Here is a 20,861-nt window from a genome sequence, read left to right on the forward strand (position 1 = left end):
TGTCACCGCATCGGCGCGCGCCAGACAAAGCGGCCCTCGCCGTCTTCGTCGGTGAAAAGCGGGATCGCGTGGCCGATCACCGCCGAGGCGGGGAACGGGCCGAAATAGCGGCCGTCGAGGCTGTCGCCGACGTCCGGGTTCATCAGGAACACTTCGCCCTCGGCGATGACGCGACAGCCCTGCCAGACCGGCAGGTCTCGGCCGAAGCTGTCGTGGTCGCGCGCCTCGCCGAGCGGAACGCCGTCGACGATAATGGCGCGGCCATCGCGGCACAGGCGCTGTCCGGGCAGGCCGAGAACGTGCTTCAGAAGCGGCACGTCGCGTGCGACGTAGCCGCGCTCGACCATAAACGAGGCGAAGGGTTCGGGTGGGATGACGGCGACCAGATCGGGCACCGCGATCCGGTCGTCGGGTGCGACAGTATAGAACCCGATCGGCACGCTGGCCGATGCGTTCCAGACCAGCCTTGGCGCAGTCGGAACGAATCCGGCAAAGGCGATCCCGAGCGTGGCAACCGTCGTCACCATGACATAGCGAAAGCGCGTCATGGGGCGATCTCCCGCCGCCAGAGCCATGCCTGATGACGCTCCGCGGTGTAGGGACGCGGCGCTTCGCCTGCGTTTATCCAGTGGGAGACGTGCCGCCAATGATCGGGATCGACTTGGGCCGGATCGACACCTATGGCCTCGATCCCGTCGACATGGCGAAGGACAGCCTCGACCTTCGGCCAGCCTTCGATCTTCAGCAGGATTTCGCCGCCTGGACGGACGAAGGGCAGCGTCTGATAGGACTGGCCCGGCGCAACCGCGCGCAGGATGTCGAGGCGCGAAATGATCGTGCCGTGGTCGTTCGCCGCCCAGCGGACGAACGCAAACACCGTGCCGGGATGGAAGAATACAACACGCCGGTTGCGATCGAGGATCTGCTCACCAGTCGCATGGCCGAATCTGATCCAGTATTCGGTCTTGCCTTCCACCCAGGTCAGTTCCGCGCGGGTCAGATCGCCGTCATGGGCGTCGATGCCGATCATGGGCGGTCTCCCCCTATGTCGGGAAACTCGCGCGCCAGCAGGTCGCGCAGCATGTCGGCGACGGTGATGCCGCGCTGGAAGGCCGCGATCTTGATGCGGCCGCGCAGCGCCGGCGTGATGTCCACGGTCAGCCGCGCCGAATAGGCGTCGGCGGTATCCGTGCGCTTTGGCGGCGCGTCGCCGGCCTTGATCCAGCTATCGGGATCGGCCGGGCGCGTAGCGAAGCTGCGCTTCTCGGTGCGCGCCGTCATGACGAAATTCCGTCATGGAATGGCAGCACGGTGGCGATGCGCGCCCGCGCGCACTCGGCCATGTCGGGGTCGATCTCGCAGCCGAGATAGCGCCGGCCGGAAAGCCGGCAGGCTTCCCCGACCGCGCCGGAACCGGCGAACCAGTCGCCGACCAGGCCGCCTTCGGGGCAGCTCGTGCGGATCAGGATCTCCAGGAGCGCCGACGGCTTTTCGGTCGGATGGATGGCGCGGCCGTGGCAGTTGCGCAGGTAGATGACCGAGCGCATGAGGCGCGGCCCGCCGTCATGGCTGACATAATGGCCGGCGTCGATCTGGCCGGTATGGGGCGGGCGCTGCTTGCGCCGCACCGTGCGGGCCGTCGCGTCGGGCGTGGTCTGGACGTCGTTGTAGATGTCACGCCAAGCGGTCTCGGCGGGATAGAACTGGACGGCCAGTTCATGCACCCGCTTGAAGCGGTCGGCATGAAAGCCGGTGCCGTTCTGCTTTTCCCAGACGATCTCCTGCGCGATCCGCAAGCCGGCGTCAGTGAAGCGGTCGGCGGTCGCCATGAAGCTGCGCAGCGAGCCGAAGACCCAGAGCGAGCCGGTCGGCCTGAGGGCGGCGCGCGCCAGCACGACCCAGCCCTCGACGCGCCGATCCCAGGCGAGCGAAGTGTCGCCATAGGGCGGATCGGCGATGATCATGTCGTAGGGTGCGTGCCAGGGCATTTCTTCGCGGCAGTCGCCGGTAAGGATCGTCATGCCGATACCCTCCCGATCCCCAGCAGGCCGATCTCGGCGGCCAGGGCGGCAATCTCGCGCGCGGCGGGTGATCGGCGCCCGATCTCGCGGACGAGCCGCCCGGTCTGCGCGGCGTCGGCGAAGACGACGCGCTGGCCGATGGCGCTGGTGAGCACGGGAGGATCGTGGTCCGCCAGCGTCTCGGCGGTCTCGCGGGCGATGACGGTGCGGGCACCGCAGCGGTTGAGCACGAAGCGGGCAACGAGCTGGGGCCGGTAGATGCGCGCCTCCGCCAGGAGGGCGAGCATCTCCGCCGAAGCCCAGCCGTCGAACGGCGATGGCTGCACCGGGATCAGCACGAGATCGGCGGCGAGCAGCGCGGAGCGCATGAGGCCGGCGACGCGCGGTGGCCCGTCGATGACGATGCGATCGACATCGCGGGCGAGTTCGGGCGCTTCGCGATGCAGCGTGTCGCGGGCCAGGCCAACGGTGCCGAAGGCGCGTGGCAGGCCCTCACGCGCGCGTTGTTGCGACCAGTCGAGGGCGGAGCCTTGCGGATCGGCGTCGATCAGGGTGACGCGCTTGCCACCCTGAGCCAGTTCACCGGCAAGATGCAGCGCCAGCGTCGTCTTGCCGACACCGCCCTTCTGGTTGAGGAGCGCGATGATCATTTGCACCCCCCCGGCAGATCGAGAGGCAGGCGGGGTCTTTCTGCAGATTCAGGAGCCTCGGTTGCGCCTCGATCAGATGCCGGTCGAGGCGATGCCGGGGCGTCGGATGCCCTCTTCTTAGCGGCTCTACCAAGGCTTCTGGCGGTGTCGCGGATGAGGTTTTCCACATCGCGCGCGCGCTCTTCAAAGTTAGACTCTTTGTTAGACTCTAAGTTAAGGGCGCGATTTCCTGAATGGGTTCCGGGTGTTAAGCCCGGTTTCGGTTCCTGATAGCACGAGCCTCCGGTTCCCGATAGCACGATAGTCCGGGTTCCTGATAGCACGAGGCCATCCACAGGTTTTCCACAGGGCGCGACCGGCTCGAAGGCCAGCAGCATCCGCCCGCCAACCTCAGCTTCGAGAAACAGCGAATAGCCCGGCAGAGGCTGGCGCCGGATGATGTCGCGCAGCTCGAAGGCGAAGCGCTTGAACGGCGACAGGCTGCCGGATTTCTGGTGAAGGTGACGGAAATCGAACCGCCAGCCATCGCGCTGGCGGCCGCCGTGCTTGCGCACCAGGCGGTAGAGCCAGCGGTCGAGGCCGCCGGTGAGATCGAAATAGGTCCGGTCGATGGTCAGCACGAGCGCATCGTCGAGGACGGCTTGGTAGAACCAGTCCGGCACGATCATCTCGATGCCGTCGGGTCGGCCGTTGCGGTCGGTGCGCTCCTGCCATTCGTTGATCCACGAGAAACGATGACGGCGGCCTTCGGTCGGCTGGCGGATCGAGGTGGAAATCGTGGTCGATTGCAGCCGGTCGAGCGCCGCCTTCAGCCGCTGGTAGTCGCGAAGCGACGTGCCGCGCCCGACATAGGTGAGAATCTCATAGGGCGTGGCGGCCATCAGCCGGGAGGTGCGAAGCCCGGCATCGCGGGCTTCGACGATCTGGCTCGCGGCCCAGATCAGGATGTCGGCGTCCCAGATCGTGGCCATGCCATGATCGGGAACCGCCTCGACCCGGATGGTCACGCTGCCGGCAGCGAAGTCGATGGGCGCGATGCGCTTCGACTTGGCGAGGGAGAAGAAGGGATAGGCCATGAGATCCTGCGCGTCTCGTGGCGCGAAGTCGCCGGGGAGCGCCCGGAACAGGTCGAGCTGCCCGCGCTCAGAAAGGGATCGGCGTCGCACCGTCATGAAGGGAACCGGCTGCGATCAGCGGGCGTAACGACCGGCCTGCGGGCCGGACGGAAGCGACTGACGCTTGGCGGGCAGCACTGAGCCACGCGGATCGGAGGTGGAGGTCACCGCGCCGCGCTCGGTCCAGGCCTCGAGATCGTCGATGGCATAGACCACACGGCCGCCGAGCTTGCGATAGGCAGGCCCGGTTCCGTAGGTGCGGTGCTTTTCGAGGGTCCGGGCCGAGAGGCTGAGAAAGGTCGCGGCCTCCTTGGTCCGTAGAAAACGCGGCGGCAGGACGACGGGTTCATGTGGCATGATCGGGCCTCCGTGGGGTTGCAAGCGGCCGCTGCGGATCAGCGGCGGGCAATGACCACGGTGGCGCAGGAAGAGCGGCGAGTTGCAGGGCGAAGTTGGGGGGTATCGAAATCGCCCACCATCAGGGCAAAGGATCGCGTTATCGTGGGCGGCGATGACGAAGGAGTTTCCGATAACCGCCGGCGACCATGGAACGGGCGTCGCGCAGGAGTGCCTTGATGGCATGACGGGCCGAGGACGCCTGCCATTCGTCCCGCTCAAGCCGGCCGGTGTTCAGAAGAACCCGCGCGATCTCCTGCTGCGTGACGCCGGCCCGATGGCCATCGAAGGCCCGCAGCATCCGTCGGAGGCGTGCGCGTTGCTGGCGTGTCAGGCGCGTATCCGGCGGGATCGCGCGACCATGCAGGGCCGAAAGGAAGCGTTGAATGGCCTCGATCCGGTCGAAACCGGCGAGGCTGAGAGGGACGATGGCGACCGCGATCGCGTCCCCCTTGATGGCACCGTCGAAAATCTGGAGCTTCTGCCCGTTGCCGAGCGGAAAGTGAAACTCCGCACCTGCATTCTCGACCGCGTAGTCGATGCGCCAGTTCTGCGGAGTGACGTCAGCGCTGTCGCCAAGTTCCGAAGGGACCCCGGTCAGCACCACCACACTTGTGTCCTCCGCCGGGAGCCAAAAGACCGGCGCATCGGGTGGCGGGACCAACGGATCGACAGGGAAATCGCAACCCCCATCGCTGCCGGATCCGTTCGGTCAGCGGTTGGGGGTCTCCATGGTCGGCAATTGAGGCTTCAAAATCTGCGTCATAATCGTCATTGCGGCGCAGCCATTCCCAGGCCAGATCGGATGCCGTCAGTTCATCCAGATGGTCGTATTGCGCCGACGAACGCCAAGTCGATGCGTCAGGGGTCATCGCGGCCTCCCGGGTCTACTCAAACGAATTGAGAAGGGTCAGGATTCCCGCACGCGTTGAATTGAGGAAGTCAGGCGATGGTCAACAGGTGATGCGCGGCACGCATCACGCGTCAGGAATTGCGCTGGCTTTCGCGGACCAGCTCGCGGTAGCCGTGTTCGGTCATCCAGTGCGCGCGGGCGAGGTGAGCGTCATGGATGGACCGGCAATGCTCGGGGTCATGTTCGGGATCGAGGCCAAAGAGAACCTGCACAGCTTCGCGCCAATCGGCGCCATCACGCTCGGCATCGAGCAGGCGCATGTAGAGTTTCATATGCTCGCGATCATAGGACGTCAGCGTCTGGCTGGACGGTGGCTTGTCGAGGAAAGTCTGTGTCGGGCGTCCCATCATTCGCTCACGTTTGGGTAACGTATTTGTTAACCATCTTCGGCGGAAGACAGCCATTCCTTTTGACGAGAACCTGACATCACGCTGGCCGCTGTTTCACCGTTTGTCGGTGTTGACCGTATCGTGTTGCAGCAACACGCCCTCGCCCTTATCCGTCGACAAGAAAACGATCCCGGCCGCTTCGAGAGCGCGGCGCACCTGGTCGCGGGTGGACTCGAACACCTCGAGCCCGCTTTGGGATTCGAGGCGTTTGAGTGCGGTCAATGCGACCTGGGCCTTGTCGGCGAGCGTCTCCTGTGTCCATCCCAGTAACGCGCGCGCAGCCCGAGATTGGCGAGCGGTGATCATACATGATCACCTCCCACCGGGATACGCACGCACTCCAGAACTACGGCTATAATAGTCGTTCTCGCTGTGAGCACCAGCCGAAATTCAGGTGCAATTATCAAGGATAGAGAGACGACGCTCCCGTCCATGCCCGTCTGATTCGGTCGCTGGACCTTGCCAGAAGCGGCGGGCGCGATCCGGTGAAGCAGGAGGGAAACCCGGCGGCTTGCGCCGCCGGGCCTCGGGTTCCCGATCAGAACGGAATGTCATCGTCGTCGATGAACTTGCCGTCGTCGTTCTGGGTCTGCTTCGCCCGGCTCAGGAAATCGACCGTCTCGGCGATGATCTCGCAGCCGTAGCGATCGACCCCGGCGGCATCGGTCCATTTCGTGTAGTGGATGCGGCCGCGAACCAGAACCTTCATGCCCTTGTCGCAATGCTGCTGGACCGTCTTGCCGAGGCCGTTGAAGCAGGTGATGCGGTGCCATTCGGTGTCCTGGACCCGATAGCCGTTCTCGTCGCGCAGGACGCGGCCTTCCGAATAGCGGGGGCGCGAGGTGGCCAGGGTGAAGTGGGTGATGCCGGTGCCGCCCTGGGTGGTGCGGGTTTCGGGGGCCTGGCCGATGTTGCCGGCGAGGATGACGATGTTCTGCATTGTAGGTCTCCGTTGCTCCTCGGAGGGACCGTCCCTCCGACGAGACCCGGCCAAGGCCGTCGGAAGACTCCTGCAACTGCCGCCCTTGCTGCAGCTTGCCCCCAAGGCCCCAGGTGGGGCGGGCAGCCGCGTTTGCGCGGCAACACGGCTGGGAGCCGCGGGGGTTGCTGGTGGAAGCCGAACGGACTTAGGGGATCAGTCAGGCGGAGGGATGGTGCTTTCGAAAGCAGATCGGGGACGCACAGCAGAACCATCGTCCTTGCTGGCGACAGCGACCAGGCAGGCCCCCATGCGAACCGAGACCACCGGCATGGCACTCCTTCAACCGTCTTTGCCGGTCACCGTCGTGTCCGCCGCCGGAAGGCCATGTCATCCGCGATGTGATCGGACAGGCTATCGGGTTCTCAGGTCCGGTATGGCGCCGCCCTGCTTCATCGGCCAAAGGCTCGGTCCCTCAGCATCGTGAAGGGACAAGGAAGGTGTTCGCGAAGGCCCCACGAAACGACGTGGACCGATGCAGCGGGGCATCGACCGCACGGGACCACGGTTCGCACCGCAGACCATTTCAAGCGCCGCGAGAAGCAGACCGGGTGCGATGGTGACATGCTGCGACGAACTGCTTTTCCGTCTTGGGCGAAACGACCGGGGCTCGGCGGCGCAAGCTGCCGGCCTTCCTCAGAAGTGGCTGATCGCGTCTGCCGTTTCAGCGCGAGAACACCGACTCGCCGAGGGCGTTCAGATTGACGATGGCCGAGATGCCGATGACGAGACCGCCCATGCCGCCGAACAGGTTGAGAACCAGCCCCGAGTCGATGGCGTTCTTGGTGATGCCATAGACAAGGGCATAGCCGGCGATGACGGCGGGCACGGCGAAGAGAGCGAGCGCAATGAGCCGCAGGGCCGGGTTCTTCGCGAAGCCAAGAGTCACGATCACAAGCGCGATCGAGAGCACGGCGGCGCCGATGGCCATGAGGCCGGACATCACGACCCCGGCGCCCGCGCCCCAGGCATATTGCGCGGCCGTGATGGCTGCCATGACGGGCAAGGCATAGATCGCGAGATTCCAGGCGATCACGCAGGCCGCGATGGTGAGCGAGATGGCGAGCAGGATCAGCGTCATGGAAACCTCCAGAGAACGGTTGGGGATCACGACAGGCTGCCGGGAGATGCGCTCCGCCTGCGACTATGCTGCTTCGCCGGTTCTGCAAGGATGTTCCATCAAAGGCGCGGCCTTGCATCTTGTCAAGTATCGGCGGCCGAAAGCCGCCAGGCGGCGGCGCTTACGCGCCGCCGTCGAACTTCATGACCGGGATGCCGAGCTTGCGGGCCTTGTCGGCGAGATTCTCCTGAATCCCGGTGCCGGGGAAGACGAGGACGCCGACCGGCAGCACGTCCAGCATGGCATCGTTTCGCTTGAACGGCGCCGCCTTGGCGTGCTTGGTCCAGTCGGGCCGGAAGGCGACCTGGGGCACCTTGCGGTGATCTGCCCAACGGGAAGCGATCAGTTCGGCTCCCTTCGGCGACCCGCCGTGCAGCAGCACCATCTCGGGGTGCTTGGCATGGACCTGATCGAGCTTCGCCCAGATCAGGCGGTGATCGTTGAAGTCCGCGCCGCCAGTCACGGCAACCTTCGGGCCGGCGGGCAGCATCACCTCGGTCTCGGCCCGGCGCTTCGCGGCAAGGAAGTCGCGGCTGTCGATCATCGCGGCGGTCAGGTTGCGATGGTTGACCATCGAGCCGCTGCGCGGCCGCCAGGCACTGCCGGTGTGGTGCTCGAAAGCCTCGGCCGCGAGGTCGCGGAAGAGTTCCATGCTGGCGCGCCGTTCGATCAGGGTCTGCCCCTCGGCCGTGAGGCGTTCGAGTTCGACCGACTTGACCTCGCTGCCGTCCTGTTCCCGCTGAAGCCGGCGCTGCGCCTGCTCGTTGTCGTCGAGATCGCGCTCCACCCGGCCGGTGGCGCGGTGGAAGAGATTGACGGTCCCCCAGAGCAGCTCTTCGAGGTCGGGCTCTAAGCGGGTGTCGCCGAGCGTCGCGACGAGGGCGTCGAAGATGTCGGTGACGGCGGCGGCGACGGTGTTGCCCTCGGGCAGCGGCCTCGGATCGGGTTCGTCCTGGAACGGGCGCCAGCCGTAGAGCTGGAGTTCGGTGAGGGTGTGATCGGTCTGGGAGGAGGTGTGGACCGGCTCGTCGCCTGCGGAATAGGTTTCGTTCGTCATCGGGAGCGTCCTTCGTCTGGAGACCGCGCCCATCGCGGCCTTCGCAGGCGTCGAAGCGCACGGGCGGGACGGGTTGGCAGCCCTCGCCCGCTCCGCGAGGGCCTTGATGGCCGGGGGTGGGCTATTTTGACTTTCGCGATGCAAAGGCGGGGTTCGTCCCCGCCGGCGGAAAATAGTCCAAACCCGGCCATTGCCTGCCCGGCCCGTTTGTGCGCCGATCGCCCTCTCCGAAGGCCGTGGGCGCGGGACTCTCCGACGATGGATGCACCTGCCGATGGCGAAAGACTGAAACCGGCAGAGGATGACGCTGGGCCGCGCCTCCGGGACCGATCACGACCTCACCTCTCCATGAACCGGCGGACGTCTTCAGGATGAAGCTGATCCTTCAGACGCGCCCGGAGGGCATCGGCGCCGTGGCGTCGCAGATCATCGTTGAAATCGCCGTTGAGCGGCGTGAGCGACATCGCCTCGATCCCGAGGCTCTCTGCTCTGGCGGCCAGGCCGTCTCTTGCACCGTCCCCGGCCGGGTCGCGATCCCTGACGACATAGAGCCGGCGCAGCGACGGCGGGAACAGGATGGCAGCGAGGTGAGCGGCCGAAAGCGCCGCCAGCATCGGCATGCGGGGCAGAACCTGACGGGGCGACAGCACGGTCTCGATGCCCTCGCCGGCGGCGAGAACCTCAGCGGCGGTTCCGAAGCGGACAGCGTGCCCGAGAAGGACGCCCATCGCCCGCCGCGGTGTTTCGACAGCCGCCTTGCCGGAACCTTCCGGGGCGAGCCAGGTGCGATGCGCGCCGGTCTGCTGGCCCGCAAGATCGGTGACGGCGGCAACGAGTGCCGGCCGGATCTCGGTGGGTGAAGACTCGTCGGGTCTATAGTAGCACCTCGGATGGTAGCGCAGCGCGGTGGTGTCCGAGAGGGAGGTGATCGCCCGCCCGTTGAGGTAGATCGCCGCAAGGGTGCCGTGGATCGGCTGCGCCATGGCGAAGAGGCGGCGCGACGCTTCAGGCGAACCGGGCACGCTGCTGGATGTGCTGCCGGTCGGCGTCCTCGTCTTCTCCGGTTCAGGATGCGGGAGGGCAAGGAAACGGCGCGCTTCCTCGGCCACTTCCTTGAAGTCGACAAGGCCAAGCGCCTCGCGGATGACGTCGAGCAGATCGCCATGCTCCCCGGTGGCCATGTCGGTCCATTTCCCCGCCGCGCCCTTGCCGGAACCCGGGCCGGTCAGGCGCACGAACATCGAGCGGCCAGGAGTGTTCTGCACATCGCCGACCAGCCAATATCGCCCGGCGCGGTGGCCGGACGAGAGATAGTGGCGGCAGACCGCCTCGGCCTCTCGGCCGAGACGGGTCGCCAGTTCGGAGGCGTCGTGACGCGGCATCAGGCTGCCTCCCGTTCACCGATGCGCTCGACCGGCCAGCGGTCGAAGAGCTTGGCCAGCACGGCGGGTCCGCTGGCATCGACTGGCACGAACATGCGCAGCTTCCAGGAGATGATCTCGTGGAAGAGGCCGTATGCCGTGAGACGCTGGCGCATGGTGTCGGTGAAGCCGGAAAGCTCGATGCGGTTCACCCCCATGACGCGGACCCGGCGAAGCTGGAGGCCCTCGGAGAGATCGAGGATCGTCCGGCCTTCCATCAGCGCCGCGAAAGCATCCTTCGGCGTGACCTTCGCGATGCCGGTCGTGGTCGCGTTCGCGGCCCAGGCCGGGGAGACCTTGCGGCCGATGATGCGCTCGCCCGCGTCAGACTGGAGGCGATAGACGCGGGTGGACTCGTTCGGCAGCCGTTTCCAGATCGGCAGCAGCAAGCCCGTCACCATATGCAGGGTGCTGTCTGCGAACTCCGGCACCTCCGCAAGTTCCGCATTCCAGGCCGCAGCGAATGCGTCCCGGTCGGCCTCGACCCAATGGGTCTCGCCCATCATCCTGATGGGGATATTGTGTGCTTCCATCGGCCGGATCAGCCTGACGCGGCGCTCGATCTCGCCATCGTCCAGCATGACGCTGGTGGTGGGGATTTGCACCGCCGCGCGGCCTGAGCGCCCGTTGATCAGGAGCTTCGCGCGCGGATCGTCGAGTTCCGCTAGGGCGGCATCGAGCATGACGGGCCGGTTGCGCTTGCGTTCGGTGATCGTCAGCAGGCTGGTCTCGGCCCCGGTGCGGGGATGGGTGTAGATCACCTGACGGTCGGTGACGGTGAAGCTCTCGGCGCGCAGCGTCTCCAGCCCAGCGTCATAGATGCCGGACGCGATGGCGCCCTCGATCCGCGCGGTCAGAAGCTGCTCGAAAGCGCTGAAGAGAACGCCCTGAAGCTCGACGGTCAGCGCCAGCAGCCGGTTCAAGAAAGTCGTGATGGCGGGCAGCTCGTCCTTGATGCCGTTCGCGTCCATCAGTTTCAACCCGGTGGCGGATTCGAAGCGTTCGAGCGAACATCCCTCGACCTTGCCGCGCACCAGCAGGAGATAGAGCTGGCGCAGCGCGTCGCGGGCGTAGGGACTTTCCAGATTGTCCTCGGGCCGGAACAGGCCCTGGCCGCCGGTCTGGCGCTGGCCGCGCGTGATCGCGCCCAAAGTGTCGAGGCGGCGGGCAATCGTGCTGAGGAAGCGCTTCTCGGCTTTCACATTGGTCGAGATCGGCCGGAACAGCGGCGGCTGCGCCTGATTGGTGCGATGCGTCCGGCCAAGGCCCTGGATGGCGGCGTCCGCCTTCCAGCCGGCTTCGAGCAGGTAATGGACGCGCAGCCGGGTGTTCTTCGCTGACAGTTCGGCGTGATAGCTGCGCCCGGTGCCGCCGGCATCGGAGAACACCAGCACCCGCTTCTGATCGTCCATGAAGGCTTGCGTCTCGGCCAGGTTGGCCGAACCGGCGCGACTTTCCACGACGAGCCGGTCGATGGTAACGCCGCCGCCGCGCTTGCAGACGATACGACGCGAGCGGCCCGTGACCTCCGCCACCGTGTCGGTGCCGAAATGCTGGATGATCTGGTCGAGCGCGCCGGGAACCGGCGGCAAGCTGGCGAGGTTGGCGATCATCTCGTCGCGCCGGGCCGCGGCCTCGCGGCTCTCGACCAGCTGGCCATCACGATAGACCGGGCGCGACGACAGGTTGCCCTCCGAATCCGTGAACGGCTCATAAAGCTGCACCGGGAAGGAATGAGCGAGGTAGTCTAGGACATACTCGCGCGGCGACAGGTCCATTTTCAGATCGCCCCATTCCTCGGTGGGGATCTCTGCCAGCCGCCGTTCCATCAGCGCCTCGCCGGTCGAGACGATCTGGATGACGGAAGAATGTCCCGCTTCCAGATCGGCCGTGATGGACCGGATCAGCGTCGGGGTTTTCATCGACGTCAACAGGTGCCCGAAGAACCTCTGCTTGGCGCTCTCAAAGGCCGAGCGGGCGGCGGACTTGGCCTGCCGGTTCAGCGTGCCGGACCCGCCCTCGCCGCCGGTGATGTTGGCGGCCTGCATCGCCGCATCGAGATTGTTATGGATGATGGCGAAGGCATCGGCATAGCTGTCGTAGATGCGGACCTGTTCAGGGGTCAGTTCGTGGTCGAGCAACTCGTATTCCACGCCTTTGAAGGACAGCGAGCGGGCGGTGTAGAGGCCAAGCGCCCGCAGGTCGCGCGCCAGCACCTCCATCGCCGCGACGCCGCCGGCCTCGATCGCCTCGACGAACTCCGCCCTGGTCGAGAATGGGAAATCCTCGCCGCCCCAGAGACCGAGCCGCTGCGCATAGGCGAGATTGTGGACGGTGGTGGCGCCGGTGGCCGAGACATAGACCACGCGGGCCTGCGGCAGGGCGTGCTGGAGGCGCAGCCCGGCACGGCCCTGCTGGCTGGCGGCGACATCGCCGCGTTCTCCCTTGCCTCCTGCGGCATTGGCCATTGCGTGCGCCTCGTCGAAAATCACCACTCCATCGAAGTCGGAACCCAACCATTCGACGATCTGCCTGACCCTGGAAATCCTTTCTCCGCGGTCGTCGGAGCGCAGCGTGGCATAGGTTAGAAATAGGATGCCTTCGTTCAGGGTGATCTTTGCGCCTTGCGGGAATCGCGACAGCGGCGTGACCAGCAGCCGCTCCATGCCAAGCGCCGACCAGTCGCGCTGCGCATCCTCCAGCAGCTTGTCGGACTTCGAGATCCAGACCGCCTTGCGCCGCCCCTGCATCCAGTTGTCGAGGATGATCGCTGCGGATTCCCGGCCCTTGCCGACGCCGGTGCCATCGCCGACCATGAACCCTTGGCGGAAGCGGACGGCGCCCTTGGCGTCCTCCGGCGTGGCAGCAAGATTGTCGAGCGTGTCGTCCACCGTCCAAGCCCCGGCGAGGAATCCCATATGGGCCTCGCCGGCATAGATCACCGTCTCCAACTGCGCCTCGGACAGCCTGCCGAGAATGTCTTTGGGCAGCACCGGACGATAGCTCGGCTTCGGCGGCGCGATGCTCGCCATCGAGGCCGACTGCACGAGCTGGGTCGGATGCGCCTGCGCCCCGGCGATGCGGATGGTCTGAAGACCGTATTCCTCGTAGATCGCGTCGGAGAGGCGGCCGCCCTCGGCCGGTTCCCAATCCACGATCTCGTAGGCGACCGGCACGGCCTCCGGTTCCGCAAGGGGCGCGTCGGGCGCGGATCGCGCGGCGCGGTTGACATAGCCGCGCACGGTGCGCGGCGCGGTCGGTCGTGCCACCGGCACGGCCAGGCCGGGATCGACGGGAAGCCTGGCCGGAAGCTGCTCCGCCAGCCAGCCCATCAGGGTGGCAACATCCGACGCCACACCGGGCGCTGCCGGGAACACCGCCGGGTCTTCGGCGGGCAGCTTGTCGATGACGGTCAGCCGCGTGTCGATGGTGGTGCCGTGCTTGGCATAGACCGATCCATCGATGACGGCCGAGAAGACCACGCGGCCGCGCTCCTGCAGCCGTTTCCAGTTAGCCGTCCAGGCCGGATTGTCGGGGGCGAAGCTCGCGCCGGTGATGGTGACGAGCCGCCCGCCGGGCGCAAGGCGCGCCAGCGTCGAGGCGACATGGCGGAAGGCGGCATCAGCCACGCGGCCCTCGACATGGGCCATGACCGAGAACGGCGGGTTCATCAGCACCACTGTCGGGATCAGGCCGGGATCGAGATGATCGTCGATCTGGGCGGCGTCGAAGCGGGTGACGGACAGGGCCGGAAAGAGGGAGGAAAGCAGGCCGGCGCGGACCTCGGCCAGTTCGTTGACGAGCAGCGCACCGCCGGCGATCTCGGCCAGGATGGCGAGGAGCCCGGTGCCGGCCGAGGGCTCCAGCACGCGGTCGGCGTGCGTGATCGCCGCCGCCGTCACCGCAGCGAAGCCGAGAGGGATCGGGGTGGAGAACTGCTGGAAGGTCTGCGCTTCCTCGGAACGCCGGGTGTGGGTCGGCAGGAGCCCGGCAATTTTCGTAAGCTGCGGCAGGATTGCCGACGGAGACCCGGCTTTGCGGAAAAGTGCATTGCCGTATTTGCGCAGGAAGAGGACGGTCGCCGCCTCGCAGGCATCATAGGCGGTCTTCCAGTCCCAAGCGCCGGTGGCATCGGACGTGCCGAAGGCGGCCTCCATGGCGCCGCGCAGCGTGGCGGCGTCGACACGCTGACCGCGTTCCAGATGCGGCAGCAGCAGACCGGCAGCGGTGAAAACGCAGGCCGCGGTCTCAGCGTCATGGTCGAACGGAAGCGGCGCGGTGGCGGATGCCGCCGCGGATGCGGAAATCATGTTCATCGGGGATTCCTCGGGAGAGCAAGTCAGGATCAAGCCGGGCAGCGCTCTCTCTCGACCGCACCGGCTCAAACCCCTTCCGGCCCATCTCTCGCTCTGAAGCCGTGGCGAAAGCAGGCATGAAACAAGCGCCCGACCGTCAGGCTGGGCGCTTGTGGGTTTCAGTCGATGGCCTGGAAAATCGCCGCCGCCTCCGCGTGATCGGCGGCATGCTCGTAGAGGCGACCATAGCCCTCGGCGAGTTCGTCGTCATCGTAGCGGAAGGAAAGATGCGAGAAGGCGAAGAGCGTGGCGATGATCCCGGCGGCATCGCTTGAGACCTCGCCCTCGAAGCCGTTGCCTTCGCAGAACAGGCGGCAACGGGGCTTTGAGGTCGGCGCGAGATAGAGCGGCTGGCCGGCGCGTTCGTAGAAATCCCAGAGCCCGCCGCCGTAATCGCCGGGGCTGAGTATCTCCATGAAGCGAAAGACGGTATGCTCGCCGATGATGAGCAGGCGCCGGCCAAAAAGGCGCGGCAGGAAGTCCATGCGGCGCTCGTCGGGGACGCGGATTGCGGATTGGGAAGCAAGTTCGGGCAAAGCCATGATCGGTCTCCGAGAGGGAAAGGGGCACCTGCCGGACGACCCTCTCTCAACCCGTCCGGGGGCACCTGTTCCCGGCCGTCCTTTCGCTCTGGGGGCTTGAAGTGGACCATTATCTGGACCATCTTGTGCAGAATAGCGGAGAACATCTGGAGTGATATGCGATGAGGGTTTCTGTCACCGAGGCGAAGGGGCAGCTCACCGAACTGGTGAAGCGGGCCGAAGCCGGCGACGAGGTGATCCTGACGCGGCGGGGCCACGAGGTCGCCCGCCTCGTGCCGGTTGCCGTGGTGGCGACCCCGAAAGGCCGGCGCGCGCTGATGGAGCGGGTCCGGGCCACGGCGCGGGGCAAGGCATTGCCCGGCGCGGCTGCCGCGCGCAGCCAGGATTTCCTCTACGGGGATGACGGGATGCCGGCATGATCGCCGTCGATACCTCGGCGCTGATGGCCATCGTGCTGGACGAGCCGCAGGCCGAGACCTGCATGGTGGCGATCGAGGCGGCAGACGGCCTGCTGATCTCGGCCGGAACAGTGGCCGAGGCGCTGATCGTCGCCGGGCGGCGCAATGTCGGTGAAGAGATCGCCGCCCTGGTCGAGGGCCTTGGGTTCGAGGTGGTCTCCGTCACTGAAGCCTCGGCACGCAGGATCGCCGAAGCCTATGCCCGCTGGGGCAAGGGCGTTCATCCCGCCGGACTCAACTACGGGGATTGCTTCGCCTATGAGGTCGCCAGCGAACGCGGCTGCCCGTTGCTCTTCGTCGGCGACGACTTCTCACGGACGGACCTGCTGTCGGTTCTGTGAGGCAGCGCAGAAGGGTTTCAGCCGAAGCGCTTTCCATCAACTGTGAAGCTGTATTCGTTGGCAACGATGGCCTCATCGACCGCCTCATCCGAAGTCAGGTAGTCGTATTCGCGCTCAAGCTGGCGATAAAGCCAACGGGCGAGATCGCGCAATGCCTCCATGACGGTCTCCTCGGCATCGGCGGTCATGTCCTGCCAGGTCGGGCTGTCGCGGGTGACCGAGATCGCCATGCAGTATTCGTGATAGTATCGCCCCCGATGGGTCGCCTCGGCGGTCAACTGGTAGAAGTTGCGGCGTTGCGCCTGGTGCAGGGCATCCGCGATGCGGTGCAGCTCCACATCCTTCGGCGCATAGGTACGGATTTCCGCCGCCGTGCCTTTGCGATAGGAATAGTGGCCTTCGAACGCGGCGCCATCGCCCTGCGACCAGAAGCCCGTAAACCAGATGCAAGGCTCTTGTCGCACGCCGCCGCCCATGAGGCGGACGGTGCGGGTCTTGATGCGGATGCCGAGGATGTCCGCGATCCGCCGGAAATCCTCATAGACGGCATCGTACCAATCGTAGTCGAAGCCGCCCTCGCGATACCAGGCGCGGGCATTGTCTTTCGCGGCTTCGGAAAGCTCGTCGAGCCGATAGACCGTGGTTTCGATGACGTCAGGCATTGGGGTCGCCCCCGTCCAGAACGGTGGAAAGCCAACCGTCGGTGTAGATCCAGTCCACCGTCTCGCCGGTGGCGAGGTCGAGGACATGCGCGCCGCCCCCGAACCCGTCGATTCTCGGACGTGAGCAGGTATTGGCGTATTGCATCCCCCATAGCCCGGTCAGGCCGAACGCGGCGGCACAGCGTTTGACGAACTGGATGACATGCTCGGGATCGCCGGTGCCGTCATCGCGCATCCAGAGCTGGGTGCCGCCATGTTCGGGCTGGATCGAAAGCATGAAGCCGTCCGAGGGCGGATCTTCGGCGGCGTTTTCGCGCGCCAGCGCGTTGTAGAGATCAAGCGCGCGGGCGGCGTTCTCGGGGCTGCCCACGTCGAGCAGGCAGGAGAAATGGGTGAAGTAGTCGGCCATGTCAGGCTCCTGAAACGAGAAGGCCCGGCGCGGGGCCGGGCCTAGTGGATGGAAAGGGGCGACAGGTCAGGCAGCTTGTGGCAGCCGCAGCAGATCGGCAGTCGTCTCGCGCCAGAAGGGATCGACCAGCCGCGCCTCGAGCAGGCTGGCGCGGTGGCGGAGATCACGAGCCGATACCGCATCGCCGCGCCCGGATGCCGTGAAGGCCATGCCCCGCAGACGGCTGGCCTCCGTGACGGTGCGGCGAGCCTCGGCGTCGGAGGCGACCGGATGCTGCCAGAGCACGATCCCGGCCCGGACCTCACCGGCAAGGACAAGGCCCAGTTCGTTGTCCTGAATGACCATGACGCGGGGGCGAAAGCGCAGCGCATCGCCCTGTCCAACGCGGAAATCACCGCGCGCAACGCGCTGGCTGGCGATGATCAGCGCCTCTTCGGGGGATTGGCACTGGCCGATGACGAGCGTGCGGTCGAAGCCGCCGACGTCATCGCTTTCGTCATCGCTGGCGATACCGATGCAGGAGATGCGCAGCGGCAGCTTCTGGGCATGACGCAGCCGGGGCAGGATCTGTCGCGCGACAATTTCGCCGATCGAGGCGAAAGTGGTGTGGTGGGAAAGGCTCATGGGGAATGCTCCGCGACGGACGGCGGAAGCCCCTCTCCCGCCTCACAATCCGTCACGGCCAACCGGCCCGCACTCTTACTCTCCCGTCCCGACGGTGGATCGTCCCGCACCTCGGCGGGACGATCCGGCGATCAGCACCAGGGCTCACGCCGCCCGGCCCAGGTTCTCGCCAGCCCTTCATCGACGAGAATATCGCCGACATCGCGGCCTTCGACGCGTATCGCCGCCAGGGTCCGGCCATAGCGGTCGGTCCCCTGACGCAGGATTTCGACCCGCCGACCTTGCAGGATTTCCGCCAGCCTGATCTTCGCTTGCCGGGCAAGGTCGGTTTCATGGATGCAGCGGCCCTCCATTTCGGGAGCGTCGATGTTGAATATCCGAACAGCTTCGGACTGCTGTCCCATACCCAGCCGGATCGAGTCACCGTCCCAGACGCGGATTTCCGCCGGTTCGCAGGAAGCCGTGCAGAGCAGGACGGAGATGACGATATGGCTGAGCATGGCAAGAGGCTTTCATAAGGGGGAGGCTGACGCGACTGCTCAGACTTCTTCCTGAAGTCGGCCATTGACGCAATGCGGATCGACCTCCGCCTCGATCCGCTGCGTCCGCCCCATCCAAGGCGCCGGGTGGATTGCCCGCGCCCAATCGGCGAAGGACGGGATACGGCCCAGATCCTCGCGGACATGCTGCTCCCCGACCCATCGGGCCGGGATCACCCTGCCGGTGGACAGGGTGATCGTCGCCCCGAAAATGGTCTCGGCCATGAAGATGCCCTCGGCATGGTGGCGAAGCGCGCGATGACGAAAATCGGCCAGGATCTCCTTGCTGGCATCGAACCAGCTATGGATGGGCAAGTAATCCTCGACCGTGCCGCCCCATTTCTTCACCGACGAGAGCGCATGATGATAGGGATGTGCCATTTCCGCCCCCTCAGAACTCGTGACTGTAGAATTCGGTGGCGGTGTAGCGCTCGTTGTAGTCGAGCGTGATGGTGCGCGCCGCCACATCGAAGCTGAACTCGCCATAGGCGCCATCATTGTTCTCCCAGCCGCCATGGGTTTCCGAGAGGAAGTCATAGGCGAGCTGTTCGATGGCCGCCTCAACGCCCATTGAGATTGCGGTCACCTTGTCGGTTCCCCATGCCACCGTGGCAATGGTGATCTCGCCCTGCGGCAGGTCCACGGTCCGGTCGTCCGATTGCGCGGTGATGTCCTCGATCTGGCCGCTGTCGCCAGAACCGTCGAAGGTGACGGTCACGAGAGTGATGCCTGCGGCGGCCAGCGCATCGAACAGCGCCGTCTTGTTGTCGGGACGGACCGCTTCAGCGCGACGGTTGCGCTCATCGCGCTCGGCGAAGAAGCGCGCGACGCTGGCGGCCATGTCGAATTCCGGCGTGGCTGGTTTGTCGGTATCGGTCATTGGATGATCCTCCAGGAGAGCGGGATGATATGGCCCGGCGGCGCTCTCCTCTCCTTCCGCCAGGCTCGCCCCGATCCCGGCCCAACTCTCCCTTTCCAGAGCCGAGGCGAGGCCTCGGCACCGCCGCTGGCGATGCGCAGCCTGCGCATGGCACAAGGCCCGGCTGCGCCTGACGCGGGCCGGGCCGTCGGGCGGAGGCGCTTTCGCGCCTCAGCCGAAGGGATCGAGTTCGAGCTTCACCATCTCTTCGTCGCCGTCGAACTCGTCGGCGGGCATGGCGCCGTGGGTGCCGTCCCCGGCCTGGAACACGACGATCACGACCATCAGCGTGGTGGCGAGGCTGGCGGCGAAAGCGGTGGCATCTGCGTAGGACATGGGTTCCGGCTCCTGTCTTTGGAGGCGGGGGACCATCCCCCGCGCGACAGGCGCCCGAAGTGTCTGACCGGATCTGCAATCACCCTCGGGCGTTCGGATTCTTTCCGAATCCCCGAGGGCGGCACGCGCGCGTAAGCCGACCCCACCGGGGTTGAATGCAAAGAGACGGTCGGACCAAGGTTAGCGAATGGAAGCGGGGGATGGTGCTTTGCGTCGAGCCGGTGCCGGAAACCCGTCGCAGATGCTTTGCTGCGCCAGCCTCGTTGCCGGCGGATATTCAGGGTGTGTTTCAGGCCGGGGACGGAACCCGTTGCCCCCACAACACCAAGGAGTTGGCGCAATGGTGAAGCTCGAACTCGATCCATCGCTGCTTGTGCAGCGATACCCGATAGCCCCGTGTGCAAGGTTCGGCTTTCAGGGCCGGTCAGTCCCAGAACCCATCGGCGATTTCGCGGGCGATCATGGCGCGGGCCTTCATCATCACATCGTCGCCGGAGGTGTCGATATGACCGAAAAAGCGCGTCCGGGCGCCATGGGCCGTCCAGTCGGCATAGCGGCAGTATTCGCGGGCATCGAGCCGGAAGGCGCGCATGTCCTCGGCCCAATGCGGTTTCGGTTCCACGATGACGGTGACGCCGTTGCGGGTTTCCTCCCAGGGAAGCGAGCGCTCCGATGGCGGATTGCGGCGGTCATCGGCGAAGATTTCATCGACCGTCATCATGATGCGCCCCCATCTTCGGCCTTCTCGACAAAGCCGGCAGGATCGTCGGGATCCGGCGGCAGATAGGCGTCATAGGGGTTGCCGCTTGCGAGATGGCCGAACGGCGTGAAGACGTAATCACCCCCGTCGCGGCCGACCGCGCACAGGACATAGCGTGTCTCACGGGTCGCGGCGTCGAGGCATTCCATAAGGGCGAGATTGCCGTCATCGGCAGCACGAAGCAGAGTGTCGAAGTTCGTTCGAACGGGATCGGGAATGGCCATTGTGTTCTCCTGAAACGAAGAAGGCCCGCCGTCACGGGACAAGCGGGCCGGATGAACGGGATCGGCGATGGTCACGCGGCAGCTCGACCCTCGACGGCATCGGCGCCTGCCTCGTCGGCGGTGATCTCCTCGAGGCGCGCGCGGCTGTAGCCGTTCCTGGCTAGCCAGAGTTCGGCCGCCTCGTGGTTCTCCGCGAGGTGCAGCAATTCGACGTTCTCTCCGACATCCTGCACAACACGGACCTGACCGATCTTCGGGCGTTCGACAACCCGGAAGCTCAGATCGCTGTCGATGCCGTAGCTGCGCATGATGGTGATGAGGATGATGCCGCCTTCGCCGAAATCACCCTCATGCAGGGTGAAGGACGGCGGCGTCGTGTAGGTCGGGCGCTCGCGGCCCGGTTCCTTGCGCACGAGGCGACCGGCCCCGTTGCGGGATTTCCACGCGGCGAGCTTCTTGGTGAAACGTGCGGGCGGTTTCGGCTGGCCGTCGCTATAGGCCACGAGCGAGCCGAGAGGCGCAATGTCGAAAATGAGGGAAGCGGACATGATCTTGCTCCTGAAACGAAAGCGGCCCGGCGAGATGCCGGGCCTTCAGATGGAAGGGATGGAATGCGGGGCGGCGGAGGCCG

General features: G+C 65.9%; 29 protein-coding genes. 2 read left to right on the plus strand and 27 right to left on the minus strand.

Annotated elements, in window-relative coordinates; all coding sequences use genetic code 11:
* Positions 1-2: 2 nt before the first annotated feature.
* From IGS74_RS00865 to IGS74_RS00940, 17 genes are all read right to left on the minus strand, one after another.
* Positions 3-548 carry a S26 family signal peptidase gene (locus tag IGS74_RS00865; protein WP_012092632.1) on the minus strand — a complete coding sequence of 182 codons (546 nt, stop codon included), beginning with the start codon at positions 546-548 and terminating at the stop codon, positions 3-5.
* Positions 545-1,030: a DUF2840 domain-containing protein gene (locus IGS74_RS00870; protein ID WP_012092631.1), complete on the minus strand. Its 486-nt coding sequence runs from the start codon at positions 1,028-1,030 to the stop codon at positions 545-547. The genes IGS74_RS00865 and IGS74_RS00870 overlap by 4 nt, the downstream gene beginning before the upstream one ends.
* Positions 1,027-1,281, minus strand: coding sequence for a hypothetical protein (locus IGS74_RS00875; RefSeq protein ID WP_039194771.1), 255 nt, complete (start codon positions 1,279-1,281; stop codon positions 1,027-1,029). The genes IGS74_RS00870 and IGS74_RS00875 overlap by 4 nt, the downstream gene beginning before the upstream one ends.
* Positions 1,278-2,021, minus strand: a complete 744-nt coding sequence (locus IGS74_RS00880) for a site-specific DNA-methyltransferase (protein ID WP_039194770.1) — start codon at positions 2,019-2,021, stop codon at positions 1,278-1,280. Before IGS74_RS00880 ends, IGS74_RS00875 begins: the two co-directional genes overlap by 4 nt.
* Positions 2,018-2,671 carry a ParA family partition ATPase gene (gene parA, locus IGS74_RS00885; RefSeq protein ID WP_012092628.1) on the minus strand — a complete coding sequence of 218 codons (654 nt, stop codon included), beginning with the start codon at positions 2,669-2,671 and terminating at the stop codon, positions 2,018-2,020. Before parA ends, IGS74_RS00880 begins: the two co-directional genes overlap by 4 nt.
* Positions 2,668-3,843, minus strand: coding sequence for a replication initiator protein A (locus IGS74_RS00890; protein ID WP_039194769.1), 1,176 nt, complete (start codon positions 3,841-3,843; stop codon positions 2,668-2,670). Before IGS74_RS00890 ends, parA begins: the two co-directional genes overlap by 4 nt.
* An 18-nt stretch (positions 3,844-3,861) precedes the next feature.
* Complete coding sequence (locus tag IGS74_RS00895) at positions 3,862-4,143, minus strand: helix-turn-helix domain-containing protein (protein ID WP_039194768.1); 282 nt, start codon at positions 4,141-4,143, stop codon at positions 3,862-3,864.
* 139 nt (positions 4,144-4,282) lie between these two features.
* Complete coding sequence (locus tag IGS74_RS00900) at positions 4,283-4,792, minus strand: DUF2285 domain-containing protein (protein ID WP_197057540.1); 510 nt, start codon at positions 4,790-4,792, stop codon at positions 4,283-4,285.
* Entirely contained in the window at positions 4,746-5,054 is a 309-nt protein-coding gene (locus IGS74_RS20160) for a DUF6499 domain-containing protein (protein WP_073469400.1), read from the minus strand. The genes IGS74_RS00900 and IGS74_RS20160 overlap by 47 nt, the downstream gene beginning before the upstream one ends.
* A gap of 112 nt (positions 5,055-5,166) precedes the next feature.
* Positions 5,167-5,445: a DUF2285 domain-containing protein gene (locus IGS74_RS00905; protein WP_082016221.1), complete on the minus strand. Its 279-nt coding sequence runs from the start codon at positions 5,443-5,445 to the stop codon at positions 5,167-5,169.
* A 93-nt stretch (positions 5,446-5,538) separates the two neighbouring features.
* Complete coding sequence (locus IGS74_RS00910; protein WP_012092622.1) at positions 5,539-5,790, minus strand: helix-turn-helix transcriptional regulator; 252 nt, start codon at positions 5,788-5,790, stop codon at positions 5,539-5,541.
* 232 nt (positions 5,791-6,022) lie between these two features.
* Positions 6,023-6,424: a single-stranded DNA-binding protein gene (locus tag IGS74_RS00915; RefSeq protein ID WP_012092621.1), complete on the minus strand. Its 402-nt coding sequence runs from the start codon at positions 6,422-6,424 to the stop codon at positions 6,023-6,025.
* 703 nt (positions 6,425-7,127) lie between these two features.
* Positions 7,128-7,544, minus strand: a complete 417-nt coding sequence (locus IGS74_RS00920; protein ID WP_039194765.1) for a hypothetical protein — start codon at positions 7,542-7,544, stop codon at positions 7,128-7,130.
* Positions 7,545-7,704: 160 nt separating this feature from the next.
* Positions 7,705-8,640: a DUF2493 domain-containing protein gene (locus IGS74_RS00925; RefSeq protein ID WP_012092619.1), complete on the minus strand. Its 936-nt coding sequence runs from the start codon at positions 8,638-8,640 to the stop codon at positions 7,705-7,707.
* A gap of 338 nt (positions 8,641-8,978) precedes the next feature.
* Entirely contained in the window at positions 8,979-10,022 is a 1,044-nt protein-coding gene (locus IGS74_RS00930) for a toprim domain-containing protein (protein ID WP_192388690.1), read from the minus strand.
* Positions 10,022-14,377: a strawberry notch-like NTP hydrolase domain-containing protein gene (locus IGS74_RS00935; protein ID WP_192388691.1), complete on the minus strand. Its 4,356-nt coding sequence runs from the start codon at positions 14,375-14,377 to the stop codon at positions 10,022-10,024. Before IGS74_RS00935 ends, IGS74_RS00930 begins: the two co-directional genes overlap by 1 nt.
* 158 nt (positions 14,378-14,535) lie before the next feature.
* A complete protein-coding gene (locus tag IGS74_RS00940) occupies positions 14,536-14,958 on the minus strand; it encodes an antirestriction protein (protein ID WP_012092616.1) in 423 nt (140 codons plus the stop codon).
* 161 nt (positions 14,959-15,119) lie between these two features.
* Here IGS74_RS00940 and IGS74_RS00945 point away from each other — a divergent pair, with 161 nt between their 5' ends.
* Together IGS74_RS00945 and IGS74_RS00950 are read left to right on the plus strand one after the other, a co-directional pair.
* Positions 15,120-15,377, plus strand: coding sequence for a type II toxin-antitoxin system prevent-host-death family antitoxin (locus tag IGS74_RS00945; protein WP_028034381.1), 258 nt, complete (start codon positions 15,120-15,122; stop codon positions 15,375-15,377).
* Positions 15,374-15,757 carry a type II toxin-antitoxin system VapC family toxin gene (locus IGS74_RS00950; protein WP_012092614.1) on the plus strand — a complete coding sequence of 128 codons (384 nt, stop codon included), beginning with the start codon at positions 15,374-15,376 and terminating at the stop codon, positions 15,755-15,757. The genes IGS74_RS00945 and IGS74_RS00950 overlap by 4 nt, the downstream gene beginning before the upstream one ends.
* 17 nt (positions 15,758-15,774) lie before the next feature.
* Here IGS74_RS00950 and IGS74_RS00955 read toward each other — a convergent pair whose 3' ends face one another.
* From IGS74_RS00955 to IGS74_RS01000, 10 genes are all read right to left on the minus strand, one after another.
* Entirely contained in the window at positions 15,775-16,419 is a 645-nt protein-coding gene (locus IGS74_RS00955; RefSeq protein ID WP_039194756.1) for an antitoxin, read from the minus strand.
* Positions 16,412-16,828, minus strand: a complete 417-nt coding sequence (locus tag IGS74_RS00960) for a hypothetical protein (RefSeq protein WP_012092612.1) — start codon at positions 16,826-16,828, stop codon at positions 16,412-16,414. Before IGS74_RS00960 ends, IGS74_RS00955 begins: the two co-directional genes overlap by 8 nt.
* Positions 16,829-16,894: 66 nt before the next feature.
* Positions 16,895-17,452: a hypothetical protein gene (locus IGS74_RS00965; RefSeq protein ID WP_039194755.1), complete on the minus strand. Its 558-nt coding sequence runs from the start codon at positions 17,450-17,452 to the stop codon at positions 16,895-16,897.
* Positions 17,453-17,583: 131 nt separating this feature from the next.
* On the minus strand, positions 17,584-17,952 hold the full coding sequence (locus IGS74_RS00970; RefSeq protein ID WP_012092610.1) for a thermonuclease family protein: 369 nt from the start codon (positions 17,950-17,952) through the stop codon (positions 17,584-17,586).
* A 39-nt stretch (positions 17,953-17,991) separates the two neighbouring features.
* Positions 17,992-18,372 (minus strand): hypothetical protein, encoded by a 381-nt coding sequence (locus tag IGS74_RS00975; RefSeq protein WP_012092609.1) that lies wholly within the window; start codon positions 18,370-18,372, stop codon positions 17,992-17,994.
* Between the two features lie 10 nt (positions 18,373-18,382).
* Positions 18,383-18,871, minus strand: a complete 489-nt coding sequence (locus IGS74_RS00980) for a DUF6878 family protein (RefSeq protein WP_012092608.1) — start codon at positions 18,869-18,871, stop codon at positions 18,383-18,385.
* A 210-nt stretch (positions 18,872-19,081) separates the two neighbouring features.
* The gene (locus IGS74_RS00985) at positions 19,082-19,246 is read right to left on the minus strand and encodes a hypothetical protein (RefSeq protein ID WP_166507195.1); all 165 of its coding nucleotides are present in this window, start codon (positions 19,244-19,246) and stop codon (positions 19,082-19,084) included.
* A 424-nt stretch (positions 19,247-19,670) separates the two neighbouring features.
* Positions 19,671-19,967, minus strand: coding sequence for a hypothetical protein (locus tag IGS74_RS00990; protein WP_012092597.1), 297 nt, complete (start codon positions 19,965-19,967; stop codon positions 19,671-19,673).
* Entirely contained in the window at positions 19,964-20,230 is a 267-nt protein-coding gene (locus tag IGS74_RS00995; RefSeq protein ID WP_012092596.1) for a DUF6117 family protein, read from the minus strand. Before IGS74_RS00995 ends, IGS74_RS00990 begins: the two co-directional genes overlap by 4 nt.
* Before the next feature lie 71 nt (positions 20,231-20,301).
* The gene (locus IGS74_RS01000) at positions 20,302-20,778 is read right to left on the minus strand and encodes a hypothetical protein (RefSeq protein ID WP_012092595.1); all 477 of its coding nucleotides are present in this window, start codon (positions 20,776-20,778) and stop codon (positions 20,302-20,304) included.
* Positions 20,779-20,861 lie beyond the last annotated feature (83 nt).

Origin of the sequence: Aureimonas sp. OT7, assembly GCF_014844055.1 — a bacterium.
GTDB classification, from domain to species: Bacteria; Pseudomonadota; Alphaproteobacteria; order Rhizobiales; family Rhizobiaceae; genus Aureimonas; species Aureimonas altamirensis_A.

Bases quoted from the DNA above. Each gene is read 5' to 3' on its own strand.
- IGS74_RS00935 (WP_192388691.1), bottom strand. From the start codon at position 14,377: ATGAACATGATTTCCGCATCCGCGGCGGCATCCGCCACCGCGCCGCTT.
- IGS74_RS01000 (WP_012092595.1), bottom strand. From the start codon at position 20,778: ATGTCCGCTTCCCTCATTTTCGACATTGCGCCTCTCGGCTCGCTCGTG.
- IGS74_RS00865 (WP_012092632.1), bottom strand. From the start codon at position 548: ATGACGCGCTTTCGCTATGTCATGGTGACGACGGTTGCCACGCTCGGG.
- IGS74_RS00945 (WP_028034381.1), top strand. From the start codon at position 15,120: ATGAGGGTTTCTGTCACCGAGGCGAAGGGGCAGCTCACCGAACTGGTG.
- IGS74_RS00940 (WP_012092616.1), bottom strand. From the start codon at position 14,958: ATGGCTTTGCCCGAACTTGCTTCCCAATCCGCAATCCGCGTCCCCGAC.
- IGS74_RS00985 (WP_166507195.1), bottom strand. From the start codon at position 19,246: ATGTCCTACGCAGATGCCACCGCTTTCGCCGCCAGCCTCGCCACCACG.
- IGS74_RS00915 (WP_012092621.1), bottom strand. From the start codon at position 6,424: ATGCAGAACATCGTCATCCTCGCCGGCAACATCGGCCAGGCCCCCGAA.
- IGS74_RS00950 (WP_012092614.1), top strand. From the start codon at position 15,374: ATGATCGCCGTCGATACCTCGGCGCTGATGGCCATCGTGCTGGACGAG.
- IGS74_RS00995 (WP_012092596.1), bottom strand. From the start codon at position 20,230: ATGGCCATTCCCGATCCCGTTCGAACGAACTTCGACACTCTGCTTCGT.
- parA (WP_012092628.1), bottom strand. From the start codon at position 2,671: ATGATCATCGCGCTCCTCAACCAGAAGGGCGGTGTCGGCAAGACGACG.
- IGS74_RS20160 (WP_073469400.1), bottom strand. From the start codon at position 5,054: ATGACCCCTGACGCATCGACTTGGCGTTCGTCGGCGCAATACGACCAT.
- IGS74_RS00970 (WP_012092610.1), bottom strand. From the start codon at position 17,952: ATGCTCAGCCATATCGTCATCTCCGTCCTGCTCTGCACGGCTTCCTGC.
- IGS74_RS00925 (WP_012092619.1), bottom strand. From the start codon at position 8,640: ATGACGAACGAAACCTATTCCGCAGGCGACGAGCCGGTCCACACCTCC.
- IGS74_RS00960 (WP_012092612.1), bottom strand. From the start codon at position 16,828: ATGGCCGACTACTTCACCCATTTCTCCTGCCTGCTCGACGTGGGCAGC.
- IGS74_RS00870 (WP_012092631.1), bottom strand. From the start codon at position 1,030: ATGATCGGCATCGACGCCCATGACGGCGATCTGACCCGCGCGGAACTG.
- IGS74_RS00990 (WP_012092597.1), bottom strand. From the start codon at position 19,967: ATGATGACGGTCGATGAAATCTTCGCCGATGACCGCCGCAATCCGCCA.
- IGS74_RS00920 (WP_039194765.1), bottom strand. From the start codon at position 7,544: ATGACGCTGATCCTGCTCGCCATCTCGCTCACCATCGCGGCCTGCGTG.
- IGS74_RS00890 (WP_039194769.1), bottom strand. From the start codon at position 3,843: ATGACGGTGCGACGCCGATCCCTTTCTGAGCGCGGGCAGCTCGACCTG.
- IGS74_RS00975 (WP_012092609.1), bottom strand. From the start codon at position 18,372: ATGGCACATCCCTATCATCATGCGCTCTCGTCGGTGAAGAAATGGGGC.
- IGS74_RS00910 (WP_012092622.1), bottom strand. From the start codon at position 5,790: ATGATCACCGCTCGCCAATCTCGGGCTGCGCGCGCGTTACTGGGATGG.
- IGS74_RS00905 (WP_082016221.1), bottom strand. From the start codon at position 5,445: ATGATGGGACGCCCGACACAGACTTTCCTCGACAAGCCACCGTCCAGC.
- IGS74_RS00965 (WP_039194755.1), bottom strand. From the start codon at position 17,452: ATGAGCCTTTCCCACCACACCACTTTCGCCTCGATCGGCGAAATTGTC.
- IGS74_RS00980 (WP_012092608.1), bottom strand. From the start codon at position 18,871: ATGACCGATACCGACAAACCAGCCACGCCGGAATTCGACATGGCCGCC.
- IGS74_RS00880 (WP_039194770.1), bottom strand. From the start codon at position 2,021: ATGACGATCCTTACCGGCGACTGCCGCGAAGAAATGCCCTGGCACGCA.
- IGS74_RS00895 (WP_039194768.1), bottom strand. From the start codon at position 4,143: ATGCCACATGAACCCGTCGTCCTGCCGCCGCGTTTTCTACGGACCAAG.
- IGS74_RS00955 (WP_039194756.1), bottom strand. From the start codon at position 16,419: ATGCCTGACGTCATCGAAACCACGGTCTATCGGCTCGACGAGCTTTCC.
- IGS74_RS00930 (WP_192388690.1), bottom strand. From the start codon at position 10,022: ATGCCGCGTCACGACGCCTCCGAACTGGCGACCCGTCTCGGCCGAGAG.
- IGS74_RS00875 (WP_039194771.1), bottom strand. From the start codon at position 1,281: ATGACGGCGCGCACCGAGAAGCGCAGCTTCGCTACGCGCCCGGCCGAT.